This window comes from Brevundimonas sp. UYEF29 (genome assembly GCF_040546195.1).
GTDB lineage: Bacteria > Pseudomonadota > Alphaproteobacteria > Caulobacterales > Caulobacteraceae > Brevundimonas > Brevundimonas huaxiensis.
In genome coordinates, this window is record NZ_JBEPNH010000002.1 from 31,724 (window position 1) to 52,934 (window position 21,211).

Annotated in this window: 19 protein-coding genes; 7 read left to right on the forward strand and 12 right to left on the reverse strand. The window is 67.6% G+C overall.

Going from position 1 to position 21,211, the window contains the following annotated elements; genetic code table 11:
• Positions 1-118: 118 nt before the first annotated feature.
• A complete protein-coding gene (locus ABIB58_RS03030; protein ID WP_354039018.1) occupies positions 119-727 on the forward strand; it encodes a response regulator in 609 nt (202 codons plus the stop codon).
• Positions 728-738: 11 nt separating this feature from the next.
• On the opposite strand, the gene ABIB58_RS03035 is transcribed toward ABIB58_RS03030, so the two are convergent.
• The 4 genes from ABIB58_RS03035 to folE form a co-directional block, all read right to left on the reverse strand.
• Positions 739-4,125, reverse strand: a complete 3,387-nt coding sequence (locus ABIB58_RS03035; protein ID WP_354039020.1) for a hybrid sensor histidine kinase/response regulator — start codon at positions 4,123-4,125, stop codon at positions 739-741.
• A 69-nt stretch (positions 4,126-4,194) separates the two neighbouring features.
• The gene (locus ABIB58_RS03040; protein WP_161640066.1) at positions 4,195-5,868 is read right to left on the reverse strand and encodes an MFS transporter; all 1,674 of its coding nucleotides are present in this window, start codon (positions 5,866-5,868) and stop codon (positions 4,195-4,197) included.
• A 168-nt stretch (positions 5,869-6,036) separates the two neighbouring features.
• A complete protein-coding gene (locus ABIB58_RS03045) occupies positions 6,037-7,194 on the reverse strand; it encodes an acyltransferase family protein (protein WP_354039023.1) in 1,158 nt (385 codons plus the stop codon).
• Between the two features lie 63 nt (positions 7,195-7,257).
• On the reverse strand, positions 7,258-7,842 hold the full coding sequence (folE, locus tag ABIB58_RS03050) for a GTP cyclohydrolase I FolE (protein WP_039246287.1): 585 nt from the start codon (positions 7,840-7,842) through the stop codon (positions 7,258-7,260).
• Between the two features lie 298 nt (positions 7,843-8,140).
• On the opposite strand from folE, the gene fliQ reads away from it, so the two are divergent.
• Genes fliQ through cckA form a run of 4 tightly spaced genes read left to right on the forward strand, consistent with a single transcriptional unit; the run spans position 8,141 to position 12,351 of the window.
• Entirely contained in the window at positions 8,141-8,404 is a 264-nt protein-coding gene (fliQ, locus tag ABIB58_RS03055; protein ID WP_017505641.1) for a flagellar biosynthesis protein FliQ, read from the forward strand.
• 16 nt (positions 8,405-8,420) lie between these two features.
• Positions 8,421-9,194, forward strand: a complete 774-nt coding sequence (gene fliR / locus ABIB58_RS03060) for a flagellar biosynthetic protein FliR (RefSeq protein WP_354039026.1) — start codon at positions 8,421-8,423, stop codon at positions 9,192-9,194.
• A complete protein-coding gene (gene flhB, locus ABIB58_RS03065) occupies positions 9,187-10,263 on the forward strand; it encodes a flagellar biosynthesis protein FlhB (protein ID WP_295238328.1) in 1,077 nt (358 codons plus the stop codon). The genes fliR and flhB overlap by 8 nt, the downstream gene beginning before the upstream one ends.
• A gap of 51 nt (positions 10,264-10,314) precedes the next feature.
• Positions 10,315-12,351: a cell cycle histidine kinase CckA gene (gene cckA, locus ABIB58_RS03070; protein ID WP_295186710.1), complete on the forward strand. Its 2,037-nt coding sequence runs from the start codon at positions 10,315-10,317 to the stop codon at positions 12,349-12,351.
• A 21-nt stretch (positions 12,352-12,372) separates the two neighbouring features.
• On the opposite strand, the gene ABIB58_RS03075 is transcribed toward cckA, so the two are convergent.
• From ABIB58_RS03075 to chpT, 3 genes are all read right to left on the reverse strand, one after another.
• Positions 12,373-13,188 carry a CheR family methyltransferase gene (locus tag ABIB58_RS03075; protein ID WP_354039029.1) on the reverse strand — a complete coding sequence of 272 codons (816 nt, stop codon included), beginning with the start codon at positions 13,186-13,188 and terminating at the stop codon, positions 12,373-12,375.
• Positions 13,185-13,562 (reverse strand): response regulator, encoded by a 378-nt coding sequence (locus tag ABIB58_RS03080; RefSeq protein WP_354039031.1) that lies wholly within the window; start codon positions 13,560-13,562, stop codon positions 13,185-13,187. Before ABIB58_RS03080 ends, ABIB58_RS03075 begins: the two co-directional genes overlap by 4 nt.
• A gap of 92 nt (positions 13,563-13,654) precedes the next feature.
• Positions 13,655-14,326, reverse strand: coding sequence for a histidine phosphotransferase ChpT (gene chpT / locus ABIB58_RS03085; protein WP_354039033.1), 672 nt, complete (start codon positions 14,324-14,326; stop codon positions 13,655-13,657).
• A gap of 96 nt (positions 14,327-14,422) precedes the next feature.
• Here chpT and cysQ point away from each other — a divergent pair, with 96 nt between their 5' ends.
• On the forward strand, positions 14,423-15,250 hold the full coding sequence (cysQ, locus tag ABIB58_RS03090) for a 3'(2'),5'-bisphosphate nucleotidase CysQ (RefSeq protein ID WP_354039035.1): 828 nt from the start codon (positions 14,423-14,425) through the stop codon (positions 15,248-15,250).
• 3 nt (positions 15,251-15,253) lie between these two features.
• Here cysQ and ABIB58_RS03095 read toward each other — a convergent pair whose 3' ends face one another.
• From ABIB58_RS03095 to ABIB58_RS03110, 4 genes are all read right to left on the reverse strand, one after another.
• Positions 15,254-16,468 carry a hypothetical protein gene (locus ABIB58_RS03095; protein WP_354039037.1) on the reverse strand — a complete coding sequence of 405 codons (1,215 nt, stop codon included), beginning with the start codon at positions 16,466-16,468 and terminating at the stop codon, positions 15,254-15,256.
• 106 nt (positions 16,469-16,574) lie between these two features.
• Positions 16,575-16,919, reverse strand: a complete 345-nt coding sequence (locus tag ABIB58_RS03100; RefSeq protein WP_354039039.1) for a hypothetical protein — start codon at positions 16,917-16,919, stop codon at positions 16,575-16,577.
• 54 nt (positions 16,920-16,973) lie between these two features.
• Complete coding sequence (locus ABIB58_RS03105; RefSeq protein ID WP_354039041.1) at positions 16,974-18,617, reverse strand: peptide chain release factor 3; 1,644 nt, start codon at positions 18,615-18,617, stop codon at positions 16,974-16,976.
• Positions 18,618-18,648: 31 nt separating this feature from the next.
• Entirely contained in the window at positions 18,649-20,253 is a 1,605-nt protein-coding gene (locus ABIB58_RS03110; protein ID WP_354039043.1) for a hypothetical protein, read from the reverse strand.
• 200 nt (positions 20,254-20,453) lie between these two features.
• On the opposite strand from ABIB58_RS03110, the gene ABIB58_RS03115 reads away from it, so the two are divergent.
• Entirely contained in the window at positions 20,454-20,600 is a 147-nt protein-coding gene (locus tag ABIB58_RS03115; RefSeq protein WP_167334160.1) for a hypothetical protein, read from the forward strand.
• A gap of 19 nt (positions 20,601-20,619) precedes the next feature.
• Here the strand turns inward: ABIB58_RS03115 and ABIB58_RS03120 are convergent, their stop codons facing one another.
• Positions 20,620-20,994, reverse strand: a complete 375-nt coding sequence (locus ABIB58_RS03120) for a hypothetical protein (protein ID WP_045811590.1) — start codon at positions 20,992-20,994, stop codon at positions 20,620-20,622.
• Positions 20,995-21,211 lie beyond the last annotated feature (217 nt).

The following is a 21,211-nucleotide window of genomic DNA, read 5'->3' on the forward strand; positions in this document are numbered from 1 at the left end:
ACCTTTCCGCCTCCGGCCTCGGGGAGCCATTGGCCATTGGTCTAATTTCGACCAAAGTCGAACCGCGCCATGATGGCGACGACGCGGCCGGTCAGACGCCGCGCACGGAAGGAAGCCCATGGATCGCATCGTCGTCGCCGACGACCATCCCCTGTTTCGCGCCGCCCTGCGCTCGGCCGTCGACAAGGCGGCGCCGGGCGCGCAGGTGGTGGAATGCGCCAGCCTGGCCGACGCCCGGGCGGCGATGGTCGCGGGACCCGTTGATCTGTTGCTGCTGGATCTGAAACTGTCGGACAGCGAGGGCATGGCGGGCCTCGCAGCCGTGCGGGCCGAACAGCCGACGGTCCCGGTCGCGGTGGTCTCGGCCAGCGAGGATGCGCCGGTGGTGCGTCACGCCCTGGGTCTGGGCGCCGCCGGCTTCATTCCCAAGTCGTCGTCCCTGCCGCAGATGGTCGAGGCGATCGCCGCCATTCTGGCCGGCGACAGCTGGGCGCCGGATGTGCCGGAGGCCGACGACGATCTGGCCGGCCGCGTGGCCAGCCTGACGCCGTCGCAACTGCGAATCCTGGAAGGGCTGAAGGCCGGCCGGCTGAACAAGCAGATCGCCTTCGACCTCGGCGTCTCCGAAGCCACCATCAAGGCGCATCTGACCAGCGTGTTTCGAAAGCTGGGCGTTCACAACCGGACCCAGGCGGTGATCCTGGCCAAGTCGCTGGACCCGGCTTAGCTCACCAACCCCTAGCTCGACAGGAAGGCCTTCAGCGCCGCCGGCTTGATCGGCTTGGGCAGAAGGACGGCGCCGGCCGCCGTCGCCTGTTCGTTCAGCCCGTCGCGGGTGTCTGCGGTGACCAGGGCGATGCGGCGCACGCCCTGGGGCCTCAGCCAGTCGATGACGGCGAACCCTTCGGGCCCGTCGCCCAGATGCAGATCGACCACGGCGGCGTCGAACGGCCCTGGCGCCGCCTTGGCCGCCTCGACGCCGGCGACCAGCGTCGGGCGTGCGCCCCAGCGGGTGAGCAGGGCGTTCAGCGCGTCCAGGATCACCGGCTCATTGTCCACGCACAGCACGCGCAGGCCCGCCAGCGGCAGGCGCGCCTCGCGCACAGGCGGTGCCTCGGCAGGCCGGTCGGCCGCGCTGCGCGGCACGGTGATCCGGAAGGTCGTGCCGCGCCCGACACGCGAGCTCAGCTCCAGCGGGTGATCCAACAGGCTGGACAGGCGGCGCACGATGGCCAGACCCAGGCCCGCGCCCGGTTCATCGACGGCGCCCGGCAGACGCACGAACTCGCCGAAGACGGTTTCGTGGTCGGTGTCGGGAATGCCGCGCCCGGTGTCGCACACGAACAGCTGCACCGTCCCGCCCCGTCGACGCGCTCCGACCAGCACCCGGCCGGCATCCGTATAGCGGAGGGCGTTCGCCACCAGATTTTGCAGCATGGAACGCAGCAGGTCGCGGTCGGACGCGACCCACAGGCGGCTGGACATCACGGTCAGGTCCAGACCCTTGGCCTCGGCCACAGGCGCGAACTCGCGGCGCAGTTCGTCGAACAGCCCGCCCAGCGACAACCGCGCGACATTGGTCCGCACCCCGCCGGCCTCCAGCTTGGACAGGTTCAGCAGGGCGGTCAGCAGACGGTGGGCGCTGTCGATGGCGCGGTCCGCGTTGACGGCCAGGGTGCGGCTGGTCGCGTCTTCCAGCGCCGGCTCCTCCTTCAGGGCGGCGATGAACAGGCGGGCGGCGTGCAGCGGTTGCAGCAGGTCGTGGCTGGCGGCGGCCAGGAACCGGGTCTTGGAGGCCGTGGCGTCTTCGGCGACGCGCCGGGCCTCGTCCAGCCGGGCGGTGCGGTCCGCCACGCGCGCCTCCAGCCGTTCGTTGGCCTCTTCCAGCTCGCGCGCGGCTTGGCGCAAGGCGGTGATGTCGGTGTAGCTGGTGGCGTAGCCGCCGCCGGGGATCGGCGCGCCGGAGGAGCGCAGCACCCGGCCGTCCGGCTGCTGGCGTTCGTGGTCGTGGGGGATTCGGCGGCTCAGCGCCTCCAGCCGCCGCTCGACCCAGGCCTCGATGTCGTCGGGGCTTTCGCCGCGCTCGGCGTTCAGGCGATAGATGACGGCGATGGGCAGGCCGACGTGGACGAAGCCGGGCGGCAGGTCGAACATGGCGACGTAGCGCCGGTTCCAGGCGGTGACGCGCAGATCCTCGTCCACCACGATCACGCCCTGGTCGATGTTGTCGAGCGTGGTCTGCAGCAGGTCGCGGTTGAACTGGACGGCCTGGGACGCCTCGTCCAGCATCCGCACCACGTCCTCGGGCGCGCGCCCGACGCCGGCCAGCGCCGCTGAGATAACCCGACGCGCAGAGGCCGCGCCGATGGCGCCCGCCAGCATCCGCTCGGCGGCGCGGGCCAGGGCCGCATCGGCCGGATCGGCGTCGCGGAGCTTTGTGTCGGTCTCATCGCCCCAGGCGGTGAAGGCGCGCTCGGCCCGTTCGTCGCCGATGAAGCGGGCGACCAGGGCGCGCAGATCGCCGACCGAGGCGCCCGACGGCGCGGGCCGGGCCTCCATCCAGTCCGGTCCCAGCCGATCCACGAAGGCGCGGGCCTGAACACGGTCGATCAGGCGGGGCTGAGCAAAGCGCGACACGCCGACATAGGCCGCCAGGTTCAGCACCAGGCTGACGAAGACGCCGAGCGCCAGCGGATCCTTGACCCCCAGCATGACATGCAGGTGCCACGGCGCGCCGGGCGACAACTGGGGCATGGCCAGCATGACGATCCAGACGCCCATGCCGACCGTCATGCCCGCCAGCGCCCCTTGCGCATGGCCGCCCCGCCACAGGACCGCGCCGAACAGGGCCGGCGCCAGCTGGGCCATCGCGGCGAATGACACCAGCCCCATGGCCGCCAGGCCGCGCGACTGGTCCGTCGCCTGATAATAGAGCCAGGCCAGCAACAGGACCGCGACAATGGCCCCGCGCCGCACCTGAAGAATCGTCCCCGCCATGTCCGAGGCGTCGCCGCGCACCCGCCAACGCTCGCGCGCCAAAAACGGCAGGATCAGGCTGTTGGACACCATGGCCGACAGGGCGACGGCCTCGACGATGACCATGGCGGTGGCGGCCGAGAAGCCGCCGACGAAGACCACGGCCGTCAGCAGGGTCTCGCCCCGCTGGAACGGCAGGGCCAGCACCAGCAGGTCCGGATTGACCGACGGCGCGAACAGGGCGCCCGCCGCCACCAGCGGCAGCACCGCCAGACTGGTCAGCAGCAGATAGAGCGGAAAGATCCAGCGCGCCCGCTTCACGTCCGATGGCTGACCGCCTTCGACGAAGGCGACATGGAACTGGCGCGGCAGGCAGAAGACGGCCAGGGTCGACAGCAGGGTGATGGCGGTGAAGCGCGGCGTGACCTCGGGCGGTGCGGCCAGGGCGCCCAGGCCCTCTATGATGCGCGGGGGCGAGCCTTCGTTCAGCAGCAGGACCAAAGCGAAGACGGCGACGAACAGCAGGGCGCCCAGCTTGACCATCGACTCCAGCCCGATCGCCTGGATCAGGCCGCGATTGTGCTCGGTCAGGTCGGGACGGCGCGCCCCGAACAGGATGGCGAAGAAGGCCAGGACGCCGGCCAGCACCAGAACCGTCAGACCCTCGGATCCCGCCACCGGCGTGCCGGCGGTCAGAAGGGCGCCGGCCATCGACAGCGACTTCAGCTGCAGCGCGATATAGGGCAGCGACCCCAGGATGGCGACGACCGTGACCGCCGCGCCCAGGGTCTGGCTCTTGCCGTACCGCGAGGCCACGAAGTCGGCCATGGAGCCCACGTTCTCGCGCCGGGCCGCCGCCGCGATCCGGCGCCATAGCGGGAACAGCAGGGTCAGACCGATCACCGGGCCGATGTAGATGGGCAGATACTCCCACCCGTCGCGCGCCGCCGTGCCGACCGCGCCGTAGTAGGTCCATGAGGTGCAGTAGATGGCCAAGGACAGGGCGTAGACCGACGGCCCCAAGCCCTTGCCGCGCGCGCGCGCCGACGGTCGTTCCTGAGACCAGGCGACGGCGAACAGCACCGCCATATAGGCGGCCACCAGGCCGAGGATCGTCAGGCTGAACATCGGGGCATCTGAACCGGGCACGGGGTGTTTCACAAGCGAAAGGCGGGCCGTCCTGCGACGACCCGCCCTCCATTGCGCCTGAAAGCAGGATCAGGCGTTCAGATCGACGTCCTTGCCTTCCTTGACCAGCAGGAAGCCCAGAACGACCGTCCCCAGGGCCACCACGATCGGGTACCAGAGGCCGGAGTAGATGTTGCCCGTCGCCGCCACGATGGCGAAGGCGGTGGTCGGCAGGAAGCCGCCGAACCAGCCGTTGCCGATGTGATAGGGCAGGGACATGGAGGTGTAGCGGATGTTGGTCGGGAACATCTCGACCAGGGCCGCCGCGATCGGTCCGTAGACCATGGTCACATAGAAGCCGAGGATGAACAGGATCAGCACCACCATCGGCTTGTTGACCAGGGCGCTGTCGGCCTTGGCCGGATAACCGGCGGCGGTCAGGGCCTCGCCCAGGCTCTTGTCCCAGGTCTTCTTCTGCGCGGCGAAGTCGGCCGGGGCCATGGCGTCGCCCCGGAAGCTGGGGATGACGACCTGATCGCCGATGCGCACCTCGGCGACCGTGCCCGCCGGCGCCGCGACGTTGGTGTAGGTCACACCCGCCTTGGCCAGATAGGATTTGGCCACGTCGCAGGAGTGGTTGAACACCGTCTTGCCCACCGGATCGAACTGCAGATTACAGTCTGCCGGATCGGCATAGATCGTGACCGGCGCCGAGGCGGCGGCGGCGGCCAGTTTCGGATTGGCGGCCTGGGTCAGGGCGTTGAACAGCGGGAAGTAGGTCAGGGCCGCGATCAGGCAGCCGGCCAGGATGATCGGCTTGCGCCCCACCTTGTCCGACAGCCAGCCCCAGAAGATGAAGAAGGGCGAGGCGGCCAGAAGCGCGATGGTCAGCAGCACATAGACCAGGGTGGCGTCGACCTTCATGACCCGTTCCAGGAAGAACAGGGCGTAGAACTGACCCGTGTACCAGATGACGGCCTGACCGGCGGTGAGGCCAAGAAGGGCGATCAGCACCAGCTTCAGGTTGGGCCATTTGCCGAAGCTGTCCTTCAGCGGGGTCTTGGAGCCCTTACCCTCGGCCTTCATCCGCTTGAACGACGGGCTTTCGGCCAGCTTCAGGCGGATCCACAGGGAGACGCCCAGCAGCAGGATCGAGACCAGGAACGGAATGCGCCAGCCCCAGGCGGCGAAGGCTTCCTCGCCCAGCGTGTAGCGAACGCTCAGGATCACCACGAGGCTCAGCACCAGGCCGGCGGTCGCCGTGATCTGGATGAAGGAGGTGTAGTAGCCGCGTTTGCCCTGCGGAGCATGCTCGGCGACGTAGGTGGCGGCGCCGCCGTATTCACCGCCCAGGGCCAGACCCTGGATCAGGCGCATCAGCACCAGGATGATGGGCGCGGCGATGCCGATGACCGCATAGGGCGGCAACAGACCGACGACGAAGGTCGACAGACCCATCAGCAGCATGGTGACGAGGAAGGTGTTCTTGCGCCCCCAAAGATCGCCCAGCCGCCCGAAGACGATGGCGCCGAAGGGCCGCACCGCAAACCCTGCCGCAAAGGCCATCAGGGCGAAGATATAGCCGGTCGTCTCGTTGACGCCCGAGAAGAACTGGACGGTGATGATCGCCGCCAGAGAGCCGTAGAGATAGAAGTCGTACCACTCGATGACGGTGCCGACCGATGAGGCGAGGATAACCAGGCGATCGCTGCGATCGACGGTGTGCTCCTCTCCTCCGGACGCAAGGGGTGCGTCGGTTGCCATGATCCATTTCCTCCCGTGTCGCCGTTATCGGCCGTTCTGCACATCCTTGAGGACGCGTGGACGGCGACATTGACCGAGAGGAAGGCGGCTGAAGAGACCGACTTTGGTCGAGGATCGCCGGTCGCCAAGGCGACCTTGGGGTCGAGGATCACCGCTCGCTCAGGGCAGTCAGCCGTCGATGGAGATGACCGGGCCGAGCTTGGGCTGGGCCTTGCCGCGCCGGGCGCTGCGACGCTTCAGCCAGGCGCGGATGCGGGTCTGGATCGGATTGTCGATTGCGAAATGGAAGGCGAAGGCGAAGGCGACCGCCGCCATGACGCCCAGGCCCCACAGGCCCCATTGAACAAAGAGGGGCAAGCCAACGCGGGCTTCCACCGCATTGACCACGCCGAACCAGACGATGCGGACCACCTCGTTGGAGATGAACATGGAGAAGGAGACCATGGCGGCCGTTTCGACCCACTTCGAGGGCTTGGTCACAGGCACGGCGCCGGCGGCCAGGATGATGACCGAGATCAGGGTCAGGGCGGCCAGGGCGTGCTTGTCGTGGAGCTGAAGCGCGAAGAAGCCGACGGCGGCCAGCACCCCGGCCCAACCGGCCAGGCGCGGCGCGATCCAGACCTTCTGGGCGAACCAGGCCAGGCACATCCCTACGAAGAACAGCGGCAGGGCGCGGATGATGCCGTAGCGCATCGGCATCTGATAGACGGGATAGCCTAGGAACGACCAGCACAGCTGGTTGGCGACCAGATAGACGCCGACGCCGACGACCAGGGCCGACCAGGGGCCCAGGCGCATCAGGCCGCGAATGATCCAGGGGAAGGCCAGGTAGCAGCCGATCAGGGCCGAGATCGACCAGGTCGGGGCGTTCCAGCCCAGGCCGCCATGCACGCCATAGGATTGCAGCAGCAGCAGCTGGGCCGGCAGCTGATCCCAGGCGAACCATTCCGGGTTGCGGGGCGGCGAGCCGGCGGCGGTGGCCAGAAGCACGAAGCCGACCAGCGAAAGCCCCATGATCAGGTGGGCAGGCACGACGCGCAGGAACCGCTTCAGGAAGAAGTCGCCGGGCGACATCCGGCCCTTGTCCACCGCCGCGCCATAGACGCGCATCAGCACATAGCCGCTGTCGATCAGGAAGAAGTTGGTCAGCAGGAAGCCGCCGCGTTCGAAGATCGGATTGATCAAGTGGGCGAGCGGCTCCGGCCCTGCGGCCTGGAAGTGATGCAGGATGATCAGGAAGGCCACGATGAAACGCAGCGCGTCCAGCCAGCCGCCGCGGGCGATCTGAACTGTCTCATTGCGGGTCGAAATCAGGGACCAGGGCATCGTCAGCGCCTCCTTTGATCCCTTTACCGCAAGCGTCGGGCCAGTTCGCCTGTCAGGCGAACGTCACGACAGCACCAGACGCATGAACTCCTCGCGGGTGCGGGGATCGTCGCGGACGACGCCGATCAGGTGGCTGGTCGACAGGCTGGCGCCGGGCGCATTGACGCCGCGCAGGGTCATGCAGCTGTGTTCGGCCTCGATGACCACGCCGACGCCGTGCGGGCGAAGGACGGTCTGGATGGCCTCGGCGATCTCGGAGGTCATCTTCTCCTGGATCTGCAGGCGCCGCGCGAACCCGCGCACGACCCGGGCCAGTTTGGAGATGCCGACGACGCGGTCCGTCGGCAGATAGGCGACGTGCGCCTTGCCCACGACCGGCAGCATATGGTGCTCGCAGAAGCTGACGAAGCGGATGTCCTTCAGCACGACCAACTGGTCGTAGCCGCCCGTCTCCTCGAAGGTCTTCTCCAGATAGGAGAGGGGATCGACCTCATAGCCCTGGAAAAGCTCGCGGTAGCTCTTGGCGACGCGGGCGGGGGTTTCCAGCAGACCCTCGCGGTCCGGGTTGTCGCCGGCCCATTCGATCAGGGTGCGGACGGCGGCTTCGGCGTCGGCCTGGGAGACTTTGGAGGCGGGGGCGTCGGTCATGGCGGCCTAGATAGCGGAGCGCTTGAGGGAAGGGGAGAGGGTCAGCCGTCCCATTACGAGGCGGACGCGCGTTCAGACGGCGAAGTCGAAAAAAGAGAGTCTAGTTCGTCTAATTCGTCTGAAATCGAATGGCTGGCGCTCCCCAAGGCGAAGGCGGGGAAGTCGGCATCGAAGCGGCGCCGTTCAAGGCCGCTGACGAGATTTTTCCGCTGTAAGGTCTAGACGAAGACGCGTCTGGTTAGCGGCCTGTTAACCATCCTGTCGGCATTTTCTGCCCAGTAGTTGCTGGAGTGGGCCGATGAACGGCGCGGAAGTTCTGGACGTCGGGCGCGACGCCATCTGGCTGACGATCCAGCTGTGCCTGCCGGTGCTGCTGGTCGGCCTGGTGGTCGGCGTGGTGATCGGCCTGTTTCAGGCCCTGACGCAGATTCAGGAACAGACCCTGATCTATGCGCCCAAGATCATCGCCATCTTCGTTTCACTGATCCTGTTCCTGCCGCTGATGGGCGCCCTGTTGGGCGGCTTCATGCGCCAGATCGCGGCCCGCATCGCGGGGATGTAGTGGACAAACTCTAGACATGGATTCGTGGGCGACCGCCGATCAGGTCTGGGCCGGCGGGCTGATCTTCGCCCGGATCGGGGCGATCCTGATGCTGATCCCCGGCTTCGGCGAGGCCTATGTGCCGCCGCGCGTGCGACTGTCGCTGGCCCTGGTCATCAGTCTGGCGCTGTGGCCGGTGGTGCGCGCATCGCTGCCGGGCCTGCCGGACAGCATGGGTTTGATGGTCGGGTGGATCATCCGCGAGGTGGTCGTCGGCCTGATGATCGGCCTTCTGCTGCGCATGTTCATGAGCGCCCTGGCGACGGCGGGCGAGATCGTGTCGTTGCAGACGACGCTCAGCTTCGCCCAGACCGCCAATCCGATGCAGGCCCAGCCCGGTTCGACCATCGCCGCCTTTCTGGCCCTGCTGGGGGTGACGCTGCTGTTCGCCACCGACACCCATCACCTGTTCATCGCCGGCATGGTGGGCTCGTATCGGCTGATCTCGCCGGCGCAGCCGCTGATGATGACCGACTTCACCCAGATGGCGGTTCGGACCCTGGGCGACAGCTTCCTGCTGGGCGTGCAGTTGTCGGCGCCGGTGCTGGTCTTCGCCTTGATCTTCAACCTGGCGTCCGGCCTGGTGGCGCGGGTCATGCCGTCGTTCCAGGTCTATTTCGCCGCTGCGCCCTTGAGCGTCATCCTGGGCCTGTCGATCTTCGCCCTCAGCCTGGGTGCGCTGGGCACCCTCTTCATCGACCGCTACCGCCGTCTGGCGGAGTATTTCGTGCTGGGAGGCCCTGGTGGCTGAAGGCGCGGATCCCGAGTCGAAAACCGAAGAGGCGACCCCGCGAAAGCTTGAGGACGCCCGAAAGAAGGGCGATGCGGCCAAGTCGCCCGACGTCGCCCAGGTGCTGTCACTGGCGGGGGCGGCGGCGGTGATCCTGATGGGGGGCGGCTGGTTCGCCTCGTCCATCGCCGAACAGATGCTGCCCTTTATCGCCGCCCCGCACGAGATGCTGGGCGTGCTGAACTCGGGCGCGGGCAACCAGATCATGGTGCGCGCCGTCTGGGCCGTGGCGCCCTTTCTGGGAGCCGTCATGCTGGCGACCATCCTGGGCGGTGTCGGGGGCAACGTCGCCCAGTCCGGCCTGATCTTCACCGCCGAAAAGCTGAAGCCCAAATGGTCGGCGGTCAGTCCGATGCAGGGGTTCAAACGCATCTTCGGCCCCGACGGCCTGGCGCAGTTCGTCAAGACCCTCCTGAAGCTGATCGCCGTCTGCGCGGTGTGCTGGATGGTGTTGAAGCCGCACCTGCGCGAGTTCGAGAACATGGCCTCGATCAGCCCGCTGGCGATCCTGCCGCTGGCGCGCGACATGGCCATCTCGCTGTTCGTGGCCTCGATCATCCTGCTGGGCGCCACGGCCGGGGCCGACTTCATCTGGCAGAAGATGCGCTTCGCCAAGCGGATGCGCATGACCAAGGAAGAGCTGAAGGAAGACTTCAAACAGTCCGAAGGCGATCCGCACATCAAGGCCAAGCTGAAGCAGATCCGCATGCAACGCAGCCGCCAGCGGATGATGGCCAATGTGCCCAAGGCCACCGTCATCGTGACCAACCCGACCCACTATTCGGTCGCCCTGCGCTATGAGCCGGATCAGGGCGACGGGGCGCCGATCTGCGTGGCCAAGGGCGTCGACGCCCTGGCCCTGCGCATCCGCGAAGTGGCGACCGAACACGGCGTGCCGATCGTCGAGAACGTGCCGCTGGCGCGCGCCCTGTACGCGACCGTCGAGGTGGACGAGGTCATTCCGCGCGAACATTTCGACGCCGCCGCCAAGATCATCGGCTTCGTCTTCCAGTCCCGCAAGCGCCGGTAAGGCGGCGTCAGGATTTGGGCGTATGATCGCAACACTGATTCGCGAGGCTGTATGACGTCCACCCGCCGCCCTTCGTTCGACCTGTTGTCCGGCGTGATGGCGTTCGGGGTCGTCGTGGCGATCGCGGCCCTGGCCTATCCGGCCTTTCGGGACAATCCGATTTCGGCGCCGGGACTGGTGCTGATCCTGACGGTGGGCGCGATCGCCCTGATCGGTCTGTTCGGCTTCCGCCGGGCGGCGGACGCCAAGCCGAGCAGCGACGCGGCTATCGAGGTGCTGGACGCCATGGCCGAACCGGCGGCGCTAGTGTGGGATTCAGGGCAGATCCTGGCCTTCAACGCCGCCTGGTCCGAGGCCAACGGCGCGACCGGCGCCCTGCCGCGCGGCAAGTCGGCCCAGGCGCTGTACATGGCCTTCGCCCAGGCGCGCAAAGGCGAGCCGGGCCGCGCCATCGTCATGATCGGACAGCGCGAGGTCGAGGTCGTCATCGGCCAGGCGGGCGAGGGGCGGTTTTTGATGCGCGCGGCGCCGGACGCCGTCCTGCCCATCGCCGCCGCGCCTGTGCACACGCCCGCCGCCGCGGCGACCGGCGAGGCGCGGGCCATGGCCGCCGGGGCGCCGTTCGGCTCGGCCGTGATCGGCGGCGACGACCTGTTTTCCGGCCGCGCGGAAGAGGCCAATCCGGCGCTGGCGGTCCTGACCGGGCCGGGGGCGGCGCGCGATGCGGCCTTTGGGCATCTGTTCGATCCGGGCGGTATCGCCGAGGCGCGGCTGAAGCTGGCGGGCGGATCGTCGGGCCCGATCGAACTGGTCGCACGGGCCTATCCCGACAAGATGCTGCATTTGTATGTGGCGCCCGAGGGCGACAAGCGGCGCATCTGGCTGTTCGACGTCTCGGGCCAGAAGTCGATGGAGCTTCAACTCAACCAGGCCCAGAAGATGCAGGCCGTGGGCCAGCTGGCCGGGGGCGTGGCGCACGATTTCAACAATCTGCTGACGGCGATCCAGCTTCAGCTGTCGGGTCTGCTGGAACGGCACCCGGTGGGCGATCCCTCCTACGAAGGCCTGAACGAGATCCGTCAGACGGCCATTCGCGCGGCCGATCTAGTGCGCAAGCTGCTGGCCTTCTCGCGCAAGTCGACGGTGCGGCGCGAGCGGCTGGACCTGGGTGAACTGGTGGGCGAGTTCGCCATCCTGCTGCGGCGGTTGTTGCGCGAGGACGTGCGGCTGGAGACCGACTACGGGCGCGATCTGCCGGTCGTGCTGGCCGACAAGTCTCAGCTGGAGACGGCGGTGATGAACCTGGCCGTCAATGCGCGCGACGCCATGCGCGGCGTGGTCGAGCCGGGCGCCGGCGTCGTCACCATCGCCACCCGGCGCCTGACGGGCGACGAGGCGCGGGCCCTGGGCTGGGTCGATGCGCCGACGGACGAGGTGGCCCTGATCGAGGTGTCGGACACCGGACCCGGCGTGCCGCCCGAACTGGCGGACAAGATCTTCGAGCCCTTCTTCACCACCAAGGCGGTGAACGAGGGCACCGGCATGGGCCTGGCCACCGTCTATGGCATCGTGCAGCAGGCGGGCGGCCATATCACCGTCAGCAATATCGAGGGGGCTGGAGCCGCCTTCCGCATATTCCTGCCGGCGGCGGGCGAGGCGGAGCTGGCTGAGGTTCAGCCGGTCGAGGTCAAGGCCAAGGCGCCGCGCGACCTGTCGGGCGCCGGCCGCATCCTGTTCGTCGAGGACGAGGACGCCGTGCGCGGCATCGCCGCCCGGCTGCTGCGCCAGCGGGGCTATGAGGTCATCGAGGCCGCCGACGGCGAGGAAGCCCTGCTGCTGGCCGAGGAACACGCCGGCCAGATCGACATGATGATCTCGGACGTCATCATGCCGGGGCTGGACGGGCCGTCCTTGCTGAAGAAGGCGCGCAAATATCTGGGCGACGCGCCGGTCATGTTCATTTCTGGCTATGCCGAGAGCGACTTCTCGGACCTGTTGCAGGACGAGACGGGCGTGTCCTTCCTGCCCAAGCCGCTGGACATCAAGACCCTGGCGGAACGGGTGAAGCAGGAGCTGCACGCGGGCTGATCGCCCGCATAAAGGGCGGGGTCAGGCGGCGCGGCGAAGCGCGGACGGCGCCTTTACATACAGGCCTCGACGGCCGTTCACGGCGCGGAAGGCGACCGTCTCGCCTTCCAGACTTTCGTCCACGCCCAGAAGCAGGCAGCCGTCATCGACCAGGCGGCGCTCCAGTCCGTCGAGCAGACGCGCCCGGCGCGACGGGTCCATATCGGTCATGACATTGCGGCAGAAGATGACGTCGAAACGGGCGTCATCGGTCGGTTCGTCCAGCAGGTTGGCCCGACCGAAACGCACGGCGTCGGCCAGTTCGGCCTTGACGATCCACTGATCTTCGCGTGGTTCGAACCAGCGCAGCATGGTCCTGGCCGTGAGCCCGCGCTGGATCTCGAAGCCGGTGTAGAGGCCCGAGCGCGCCTTTTCGATCGCGCGCTGCGACAGGTCGGTGGCGACCAGATCGACGTCGACGCCGATCTCCCTGGCCGCCATGGCGATGGACCAGGCCTCCTGGCCAGTCGAACAGCCGGCCGACCACATCTTGATCCGTCCGTCGGGCCGCGCCTTGGACAGAGCCGGCAGCAGTTCGGTTTCAAGGATGCGAAAGGGGGTGCGGTCGCGACGGAACCAGGTCTCGGCGTTCAGCAGGGCCTCGATCACCGACCAAGCCAGCGAGGCGACCGGATTGGCCCACAGGTTCATCAGCAGGGCCTCGACATTGGCGTAGCCCTCGCGCCGCGCGATCGGACCCAGCCGGTGTTCGGCCAAATGCATCCGATCCCGCGTCAGTCGATAGCCGGCGCGGGTGGCGAGAAGGGACTGCAGCTTGTCGAAGTCCTCAGGCGTCATGCGGCGATCGCTCCGACCTCCGTCAGCTTGGACTGCAGGATTTCGCCGTCGAACGGCTTCATCACATAGTCGTCGGCGCCGGCGGCCAGGGCTTCGGCGATCCGCTCGGGGCGGGTCTCAATCGTGCAGAACAGGACCTTGGGCTGTTTGCCGCCCGGCATGGCGCGCAGACGACGTAGGAAGGTGATGCCGTCCATCACCGGCATGTTCCAATCTACCAGCAGCACGTCGGGCATGACGCCGGTGCAGTAGGCCAGGGCCTCGGACCCGTCCGCCGCCTCGTCGACCTCGTAACCCAGGCCCTCGACGATACGGCGCGCAACCTTACGGATGATGCGGCTGTCGTCGACGATCAGGCAGGTTCGGAAGTCCAAGATCGGTCCCTCAAAGTCACGGTGGCTTTCGCCCGAGGCGCATGGACTGTTTTTATCTCAAACGCCAGTTAATGAGTCGTTGGGAAATGGGGTCAGAGGGGCATTCGCGCCGCCAGTGTGACCTTTCCGTCTTCAACCTTGACGCGTAAGGCGCCGCCAGCCTCTGTCACCGTCAGCCACAGCCAATAGGGTTGGATCCACTGTCCGGCCAAGCCTTCGGCCAGCCGTTCGCCGGCCAGACCTGTAACCGCTTCGGGCTTCAACCGGGCGCGGGCGCCCTCGGCGGCGCCCTCCAGATAGAGCAGTCCGTTTTCCACCCGCGACTGGATCGTAGCGACGCCGCCCATGGGCAGGGCGCCGACGGTCAGATAGGCGAGGTTGGTCAGGGCGCGGGCTTGAGGCTTGGTGAACTCGCCGTCTGCGATGCGCCAGTCCAGCGAGGCGCGGCCGCCCTGGACCATGCCGGAGACAAGGCCTTCGATCTCGCGCGCGGTGAACCGCTCGCTGGTGGTGGCGGCGCCGAAGGCGACGCGGGCGAAGTGAACCAGGGCGACCATCTTGCGGGCGCTCTGCTCGATCAGGGCCAGGGCGTCGTCGCGCATGTCCTGAGCCGTCGGGTCCTGCATCAGGTCCAGGCCGGAGACGATGGCGCCCGACGGACTGATGAAGTCATGGCACAGCTTGGCCGCGATATAGGTCGCCAGCTCAGTCCCATCGACCGGAAGGTCCAGCGGAGCGGCGTCTGTGTCGTGGGGGGAGGTCATGATGTCTGGCGCGCTCAGGTCACAGTTCGTGTCGCGCGCGAAGTTGGAGTGATTTGCCGGTTCATGGAACCGCCCGGATGGTCTATCGACCCGCCAATGACGACCTCTTCGACACCTGCTCTTGAGCGCGATCTGACGTCCGGCGCGCTGTCCCTGGCCATCGCTGAGATCGCAGAGGAGGCCGCGCGGCTGATCCTGCCCTATTGGCGCGCAGGCACGGCGGTCGAGACCAAGTCCGACGACAGCCCGGTGACGCAGGCCGACCGGGCGGCCGAGGCTCTGATCCTGGAGCGGCTGGCGGCGCTGTATCCCGGCGTGCAGACGGTGGCGGAAGAGGCCGTGTCGGCCGACGGCGCGCCTGAGACGGCCGAGGACTGGTTCTGGCTGATCGATCCGCTGGACGGCACACGCGGTTTCGTGCGCGGCGGCGAGGCCTTCACCGTCAATATCGCCCTGATCCATGACGGCTATCCGGTCGCGGGCGTGGTGACGGCGCCGGCGACGGCGACGACCTGGCGCACCGACAAGCCCGAGGGGGGCGCCTTTCGGCGTCAGTTCGGCGCCCTTCAGGCCGGCGAGGCCCATGCGGGCGAGGACTGGCGTCCGATCCGGGTGCGCGACCGGCCGCAGGAAGGCATGGCCCTGCTGAGCCACAGCGTCACCGACGAAGAGGCGACGCGTCTGGCCGCCCGTCACGGCTGCTCGCGCTGGCAGGGGACGGATTCGTCGCTGAAATTCTGCCTGATCGCCGAGGGGCGGTTCGACGCCTATCCGCGCACGGGTCCGACCTCGGAATGGGACACCGCAGCGGGCCAGGCGGTGCTGGAAGCCGCCGGCGGGCGGGTTCTGGCCGATGACGGGCAGCGGATGGCCTATGGCAAGACGCGGTTCCTGAACGGCGCCTTCGTCGCCATGGGCGGCTGAGGTCTAGGGCCTCAGAAGCGCCTCGGCGCGGTCGGCGAGGGCGTCGACGCCCATTTCCCGCGCCGTCATCGCCGCCTCGCCCAGGATCAGCCCCAGATCGGTCGGGGCGACGCCGCCCAGCCGATGCCGCGCCAACATGATCTCGGCCATGCCGATCTGATCGGCGGCCCAGTCGAGCGGCGTCGCGGCCGCCATGCGCGCGCGAAGGCGGGTTTCCAGCGTCATCAGGGCGGTCAGGTTCTTGACCGCCTCGGCCAAGGCCACCTCACGCGTGATGCGCCGCTCGCGCGCCAGGGCGCCGATGATCAGTTCGCCGCCCTGCGTCAGGGCTTCCGCCTGGGCCAGCAGCATCAGCGGCTGGGCGTCGTCGCCGACACGCAGCACCTGGATCGCGGCCCAGTCCAGCGGGCTGTGATCCGGGGTGAACTGATCGGCGGCGGCGTCGAACATGGTCCGCCCCTGGTTGCGGGCCTCGTCATGCCCCGCGATGGCGGCCAGGGCCGACAGGCCAGCGCCGCACAGAGCCAGGGCCCGAGCGCGGGTCAGGGGGCGATGGTCGGGAGATGCGGCCTCGACGAGGGCGCCCAGGTCGCGGCCGGCCTGATCCAGCAGATGCACGTCGCGCTGGACCACGCCCATTTCCAGCGACAGGGCCGCGCGATCCATACGCAAATCCATGTCCTCGGCGTCGTTCCTGCGCACCGCCTCATCCATCAAGTCAGCCGCCTGATGAAGGCGGGCGATGTCGCCGCTCAGCCGAGCCGTGCGGACCGTCAGCCGCGCGTGAAGCGCGGCCATGCCGATGGCGATGCGTCGGCTGCGCGGCTGCCCGATCGCCGCAAGGGTCGTCGCCGCGCGGTCAAGACGGGCGGGATCGCCGCACAGATCAAAGCGCAACATCAGCACCGCCGCCTTGGCCATGGCGGCCCGCGCGATCTGGTCCTCGCCCACGGCTGAACGCGCCAAGCTGTCGGCGCAGCGTTCGGCCCGGTCCAGACTGTCGGCGGCGCCGGTGCGCCGGGCGTGTTCGCGCCACAGGGCGCAGGCGCGGTTTTCTGTCTCGAAGGGACGGGCGCAGGAGACGCGTCCGGCGTCCGTGGCCTCGCGTCTCGCCTCGGCGCGCAGCAGATCCGCGCCGATCAGTTCGACCCAGCCCAGGTCTTCGCTCTCTCGCGCCTGGGCGAAGAGTTTTCGAAGATCACGGCCGAATTCGAACATGCTGGACCTCGGTTATCCCGCTTCGGGACGCAGACTGCGTCACCTGCGGCGTCCAATGCAAACGCAGCGCCGGGAATGCGGTTCGGCTTGGCCTTAAGCCGGCGACCTAGTCGAGTTTCGGCGTCTTCTGCTGGCAGCGTTGCAGATTGGCGCGGGCCTCGGGCGCCTCGGCGTTAAGCTGGCGCACCGCGGTGATACGCGCGCGGGTCTGATCGGCCTCGGCGGCCGGCGCCGCCTTGCCCGCCGCCGTCGCGGCCTGCATGGCCGCCAGGGACCAATAGAGCGCGGCGTCATACAGCCGACGCCCCTGGGCGCTCTCTCCGCCTTCAAGCTCCGACGCGGCCTGGGTCAGGCCCGCACAGCGCACCGCCTCCTCATACGAAACCAGCCCCACGGAGGGAGCGGCCTGCAGCAAAAGGACGGTGCTGGCGAGGGCGAGAAGCGTCGACATGACCTCAGAATGGCTCAGCCGCGTGACCAAAGGAAGTCGTTTGCGGCGCCGGCCTCAGCCGCGTTCCTTCGTCTTGGTGAAGGCGATCTTGGGGAAGCGTTCGCCGACGTAGCCGGTCTCCCAGCTGGACTTGGCCAGGAACACCGGGGCCTGGTCGATGTCGCGGGCCATCTGGGGGCGGTATTTGCCGCTGAAGTCCTCGACGTCCGCGTCGGAGCCCTCCGAGCCTGGAGCGATCCAGCGCGCCTCGGCGTAGGGGGACGGTTCGAAGACGACGTCCAGGCCGTACTCCTCGCCCAGACGGTCGGCCATGACCTCGAACTGCAGCTGGCCCACGGCGCCGACGATGAAGTCCGAGCCGATTTCGGGACGGAACAGCTGGGTCACGCCTTCCTCGGCCAGACCTTCCAGCGCCTTTTTCAGGTGTTTGGCCTTCAGCGGATCCTTCACGCGAACCCGTTGCAGGATTTCCGGCGCGAAGTTGGGCAAGCCCGCGAAACGGACCACGCCGCTCTCCGACAGGCTGTCGCCGACGCGTAAGATCCCGTGGTTCGGAATGCCGATCACGTCGCCGGCGAAGGCGTCGTCGGCCAGTTCGCGGTCCGAGGCGAAGAACATGATCGGCGCATTGACCGACAGCGACTTGCCGGTGTTCTGCACCTTCAGCTTCATGCCGCGCTTGAAGGCGCCCGACGCCATGCGGAACATGGCGATCCGGTCGCGGTGGTTGGGGTCCATGTTCGCCTGGACCTTGAACACGAAGCCGGTGACCTCGGTCGAACCCGGCTCGACCTCGGTCTCGACGGGGGCGGGGGCGTTGCGGGTCTCGGGCGGCGATTCCTTTCTGGCCTTCATCACCTTGGGCGCCGGGGCCCAGTCGCCGATGGCCTTCAGCAGTTCGTCGATGCCGAAGTGGCGAAGCGCCGAGCCCCACAGCACCGGCGTCATGTGACCCTCAAGGAAGGCCTGGCGGTCAAAGGCCGGATAGCCGCCCTCGACCAGTTCGACGGCCTCGGCGAGATTGTCCTGCTCGCCCGCCTCGAAATACTGCGCCGCCTGGTCCAGCGGCAGGGCGGGGGGGTGTTCGGGATCCTCGGCCGAACCTGCGGCCTTGCGGGTATAGGGCTGGAACCGGCCGGTTCCGACCTCGACCATGCCGCGCAGGCGATTGCCGCTCTCGGCCGGCCACCAGATCGGGGCCGGGTCCAGCTGAAGGCGCGACGCGATGTCGTCCAGCAGGGCCATCGGGTCCTGGGCCTCGCGGTCCAGCTTGTTGATGAAGGTGATGATCGGGATGTCGCGCAGGCGGCAGACCTCGAACAGCTTCAGCGTCTGCGGCTCGATGCCCTTGGCGGCGTCCAGCACCATGATGGCGCAGTCGGCGGCGGTCAGGGTGCGATAGGTGTCTTCGGAAAAGTCCTCGTGCCCGGGCGTATCGAGCAGGTTGAACATCTTGCCCTCGTGCTCGAACGTCATGACCGAGGCCGAGACCGAGATGCCCCGCTCCTTCTCGATCTTCATCCAGTCCGAACGGGTGCGCCGGTTCTCGCCGCGCGCCCGCACGGCGCCGGCCGCGCGAATGGCGCCGCCGGCCAAGAGGATATGCTCGGTCAGGGTCGTCTTGCCCGCATCCGGGTGGGCGATGATGGCGAAGGTCCGGCGGCGCGCCGCTTCTTCAGGCAGGGTCAATGAGGACATGGCGCGCGACTAGCGCGCCGCGCGCCGAAAGTCACTCGCTGGCGGGAGACGGGGCGGATTCAGACGGTGTTTGCGGAGAGGTTTCCGGCTCCGGCTCGCTGATTTGAGGCGCTTCGGCGTCTTGCGTGATTTCCGGCAAGGCCTGGCCCCTTTCGATGGCGGCGATCATGCCGCTTGCGAAGATGGAAGCGGCGCCGCCGTGGGGATTGTTGGCCACCGGTTTCAGCACCGCGATCGCCTCTTCCGGCTTGCCGGTTTTCACCAGGGCGTCCGCATAGGGGAAGCGCACCGCCGCCAGTTGAGGGGCGCGATCCAGCGCCAAGCCCAGGGTCAGCAGATCGTTTTCGTTGGGATAGCCGGGCTGGGTCCGGCGAAGTTCGGACAGAAGCATCAGGGTGCGGTAGTCGTTCTGACCAGCTGCATAGGCGCGAGAGAGATAACCGCGCGCCTGGACGCGCAATGCCTGAGCCTGGTCGTCGTCTTCGGCCTCGCGCGCTTGTTTGAGCCGCTCCTGCGCCAGGAATTGCAAGGCTTCGACATGGTCCGGATCGATGTCCAGCAGGCGTTGAAGCGCACGTTCGCCGGCGGGGCGATCGCCGAAATGGAGACCGGCATGGCCGGCGGCGAGCAAGGCCAGCGGATCATCTCCATGCCTGGCCGCCAGCCTGGCGACCTCTTGGCCCAAGGCCTGGCGATCTTCGTCGGGGACGCCGATCTTGAGCCGTTGATTGATGAGCAGAAGATCGTCGGCGGCGGGCGACAGCCGCGTGACGACGATGTCGGCCGTTGGAAACTGGCCGCTGAGCGTTCTGCCCGTCAGGCGACCACGGGTGTAGCGTCGAAGCGCGACCTGAAGGTCACGAAGCGACATTCCAGTGGAAGCCTCCATGGCAGCTACGGAGTCCTCGCCGCCCGAAACGCGCTTCAGATAGTCTTCCAACTGCTCCAGGCGCGCAGGATCGCTGATGAACCAGTGGGTCAGCAGCCAAGCGATCGGATAGTAGGTCGCCTTCTGGCTTTCGGGTCGAACTTCGCCCGGACGTTTGGTCAGCAACACGTCCAGAGGAATCCAGCTCTCCGTCAAAATCCAGTAGGCGCGGTTCTGGTTGAACTGGCCGAGTTGAACTTTCCGATCTCGGACGTCGATGTCCGCGGTCATATAGTATTCGGCAAAGCCTTCGACGAACCACGCCGGGTAGGATCCAGGGAAGTTGCCCAGCATGAAATGGTGGGCGTATTCGTGCATCAGGATGTCGTCGCCTGACATCCCGCCGTCACCGTCGCCCCTGATGGCGACCGCAAAGATATCCTCTTCTGACGGGAAGTAGGTGCCCATCGTGTTTTCACCGCTCTGCGGGTGCACACGCGTCAGGCCTCGGCGACCGCCGACGAGATAGATCGGCATCTTGCGCTGCGGCTCATCCGACATCGAGCCGCCGTGTCGGACCTGCATGACACGATCGAAAATCTCGAGTTTCTGAACGTAATCGCGCAGGGCGCGCTCGCCGCCGTCGCTATAGACGATGAAGCGCTCGCTTTCGGCCCGCAGCCAGTCCGCCCGCGCCGGCTCGGCCGTTGCGCCCAAAACGAAAGACCCCACCGCCGCAATGGCGCTGGTTACAACACTCGAACGCATACAATCAGTCCCGAACATCTCTTGGGCGCAAAAGTGCAACTTCCACGCGCCGCCGTCCAGCCGATTGGTCCACGTAAAATAACCCCTCGCCACGAAGGGCTATCGGAGTCATGCTCGGTTCTGGAGGAGACGATCAGGCCGTCAGAGTCCGACGCTCCCCTTCCGGATCAATCCGGGATCATAGGGAAAGGACAAGGACGATGGCTGTCATCCATCCGCAAGACCGTATCGCCCATGCGCCGCGTGAGCGGGCGCCGCTACATCCGGCGGTGGGGCTGGTCGTCGGCTTCGGCTTTATCGTAGCCGTGGCGACGCTGGTCCATGTGGTGTTCAACGCCGTCCTCTGACGGCGTCTTCAGGCCGCGATCAGGCGGCCAGGCGGTTCCAGACGGCGCGGTCCGCAGAGACGGCGTCGAGGCGACGGCCCTTGGCCTGAAGCTGGCGCATCACCTGTTCGGGCAGGGTGCAGAAGCGTGGCTCGACCAGGTCCGGATTGCAGGCGGCGGCCGGCGCCGCGAACAGGGCGGCGTTCACGTCCGGGCTGCGCTCGGCGATCAGCCAGGCCAGGCGGCGGGCGCGCTCGGGATCGTTGCGGTGAAGCAGCGGGTCCTCGGCGAACAGTTCGCAGCCCAGTTCCAGCAGATAGTCCAGACCCAGCTTCTCGAACCGGCGCGCGTCGGCGGGCGTGACCGGGCAGGCCTCGTCCAGGTCGAACACGACGTCGTTCAGAAGAAACAGCATGGGCGAGACGCTCGACTGACCGGACGCGAGTTCGTCCGTAAGCTCACAATAGGCGCCGTCGCTTGCGGTCCCGTTCACGGACGCGGTTAAGCGTTTGTGACCAGCCGGCTGTCGCCCAGGACGAAAAGCGACGGCGATGACGCGACGTGACCCTTGCGCCAGTGTCCAGCCTCGGCTTACCTGATCACGCATTGTTACAGCCGGCGTCCCGCCGGAG